Here is a 2,708-nt window from a genome sequence, read left to right on the forward strand (position 1 = left end):
GGCAAGTGTTTTTTGTCTTTTCCTTGATAGAACAACGGTTATAGACCTTTAAGAACAAAAAAATTTGACAGTAACCCTATGCTTGGTGGGGGATATGGGATGAAAGCATTCGTTGCCGCTGTTATCGGGGGAATTGGATTAATCCCTGGAGCGGTACTGGGAGGCTATTTCATCGGCATGATTGAAGTCATGATTACAGCTTACGGTAACTCTATGATTCGAGATGCCGTTGTCTATATCATTTTAATTGTTATCCTACTCGTTCGTCCTGCTGGTTTACTTGGGAATAGCCAGACAGAGAAAGTGTAGGTGATTGGATTGAGATTATTGAATAAAGCCAATCTAGCCTGGGCAGGGACCATCCTTGCCTTGTTTCTAATCATTCAGATAAGCGTCACCACCGGTCTCATTTCTCCAGTTTACCAACAAACGCTGATTACTATTTTAATTAATATTATCTTAGCCGTTGGACTGAATTTAATCGTTGGATTCTCCGGTCAACTCGCCTTAGGACATGCCGGTTTCATGGCAATAGGAGCCTACGCGACTGGGATTATGACCCGTCAAACGCCTGGTTTAGGCAGTTTTTTACTCAGTGTGCTTGTCGGCATAATCTTATCGGGTATCGTAGCCTTTGCCGTCGGTTATCCCACTCTTCGTTTAAAAGGGGACTACTTAGCCATTGCCACACTCGGTGTCGGAGAAATTATTCGAGTAGCCATTTTAAATATGAGTGACCTGACAAATGGAGCAGCTGGGCTAAGTGGCATTCCCATTGCCTTAATGGATTGGCGACTCGCTTATCTCTTTATGGTTCTGGTTGTATTGATTATTTCGAATTACATTAATAGTAGCCATGGACGAACCGTCAACGGGACTGGCTCCTTTGTTTATTAAAGAAATCTTCAATATCATTGAAGAGATAAACGAAAGAGGGACGACCATTCTACTCGTTGAGCAAAATGCCAATAGTGCTTTAGGGATATCTGATAGAGGATATGTGATTGAAACAGGTAGTATCGTGGCAGAAGGGACAGGGGAAGAGCTGTTGGGCAGCGATGAAGTCCAGATGGCATATTTAGGAGGCTAAGAAATGAATGTAGGTCATTATATGACGAAAGATGTTGTAACAGTGACATCTGATGTCAAATTAGCAAAAGCAATAGATATAATGGATCGGAATCAATTTCATCGCCTTCCGGTCGTTGATGAGGGCGAATTTGTCGGTTTGATTACCGAACAGCTTATCTCGGAAAACTCCCCATCACACGTTTCCAGTTTGAGTATTTATGAAATGAATTATTTGTTTGATAAGGTCAGAGTGAAAGATATCATGATTAAAGATGCAGTCACCGCCACTCCAGATATGTTAATTGAGGCTGCAGCGGTACTCATGTCAGAAAGGAACATCACGGTTTTACCCGTTTTAAATCCTTTAAAAGAAGTCATTGGTATCATTACGCATAAGGATATTTTCAAAGCTCTTATCGACTTAACTGGATATCAGGAGGGTGGAACACGTGTGGTGATTGAATTGTCTGAAGATAAAGTCGGCATTATTGCCAGTATTTCTAAAACGCTGGCTGATCAGCACATCAACATCACTCACATGTTTGTCAGTCGCCCGGAAAACCGCGTCGAATTGACTATACAAACAGATGGTCCAAATGCTTACCAGACAAAACAAACGATTGAAAACCTAGGCTATACTGTTGTGAATGAGTAAGAAAAACAAACACCTTTGTCTTAATAAAACTGATTATGTCGCTCCTTTAAACTCACACTGTGAACTACCCACCACTTAAATCCTCCGGATTTTGAAGTGGGGGCTTCCTACGAACTCCATTCTTGTCTGAACAGGTTTCATGCAGACAGAGGAATCGGATATGGGTAGGCTCAAAAGGCAGTCCCTGCCTCATAGGTTTTCTTTTACTTGGCTAACGCCAAAAGGTTCTTGCTGGCATTGATGTCTCGGTCCAGATACTCCCCGCAATTAGGGCACTCCCATTCCCGTATGTGGAGGGGTTTCTTGCCGTCACGGTGTCCACAGGCAGAACAAATCTGGCTGGATGGATAGAACCTGTCCGCTTTGATGATTGTACGTCCTTTTTGTTCCGCTTTATATTCCAACTGGCGGACGAACTCATACCATCCGGCATCGCCGATGCTTTTTGCTAGTTTATGGTTCTTCATCAGGTTCTGGGTGGACAACGTTTCGATTACGATGACTTGGTTTTCGTCTGTAATTTTCTTCGTTAGTTTGTCCAAGAAATCCTTCCGCTGGTTAGCAATTTTTTCGTGTTTCTTGGCGACTTGCAGGCGGGCTTTGCTCCGGTTCTTCCCGCCTTTTTGTTTGCGGGACAACGAACGCTGGGCTTTCTTGAGTTGCTTTTCTGCTTTATATAATTGTTTGGGGTTTTTGTGTTTCTCTATCTCGCCTAAATCGTTGGTAGTGATAGCGAAATCGGAGATGCCTAAATCAATCCCGATTTTTCTTTTGGTAATTTCCACTGCTTCGTCTTCTGATTTCACCAGAATAGAGACGAAATACTTTCCCGACTTGTTCATAGAAATGGTGCTCGACTTGATGACTCCTTCAAACTTTCTGTGTTGGTTCAGCTTCACGAATCCAGTTTTTGGAAGTTTGATTTTCCCGTCTTCTATGCGGATATTTCCGCCTTGGTTGTTGGTGGTATAACTCGCTTTCG

3 protein-coding genes and 2 pseudogenes are annotated in these 2,708 nt (G+C 42.8%); 4 read left to right on the forward strand and 1 reads right to left on the reverse strand.

All coding sequences use genetic code 11. From position 1 onward, the window contains the following. Positions 1 to 72: 72 nt before the first annotated feature. The 4 genes and pseudogenes from ABFX15_RS02550 to ABFX15_RS02565 all read left to right on the forward strand — a co-directional run. Positions 73 to 309: pseudogene (locus ABFX15_RS02550) on the forward strand (ABC transporter permease subunit); the annotation flags it as partial. After that, entirely contained in the window at positions 310 to 897 is a 588-nt protein-coding gene (locus ABFX15_RS02555) for a branched-chain amino acid ABC transporter permease (protein WP_346023959.1), read from the forward strand. Then, positions 848 to 1,090: pseudogene (locus tag ABFX15_RS02560) on the forward strand (ABC transporter ATP-binding protein); the annotation flags it as partial. The gene ABFX15_RS02555 and the pseudogene ABFX15_RS02560, both read left to right, overlap by 50 nt. Before the next feature lie 3 nt (positions 1,091 to 1,093). Beyond that, positions 1,094 to 1,726: a CBS and ACT domain-containing protein gene (locus ABFX15_RS02565; RefSeq protein WP_346023960.1), complete on the forward strand. Its 633-nt coding sequence runs from the start codon at positions 1,094 to 1,096 to the stop codon at positions 1,724 to 1,726. Between the two features lie 203 nt (positions 1,727 to 1,929). On the opposite strand, the gene ABFX15_RS02570 is transcribed toward ABFX15_RS02565, so the two are convergent. Next, a partial coding sequence (locus ABFX15_RS02570) for an RNA-guided endonuclease TnpB family protein (protein ID WP_346023961.1) occupies positions 1,930 to 2,708 on the reverse strand: 779 nt, incomplete at its 5' end.

It is taken from the genome of Alkalibacterium indicireducens, from assembly GCF_039522005.1.
GTDB lineage: Bacteria > Bacillota > Bacilli > Lactobacillales > Carnobacteriaceae_A > Alkalibacterium > Alkalibacterium indicireducens.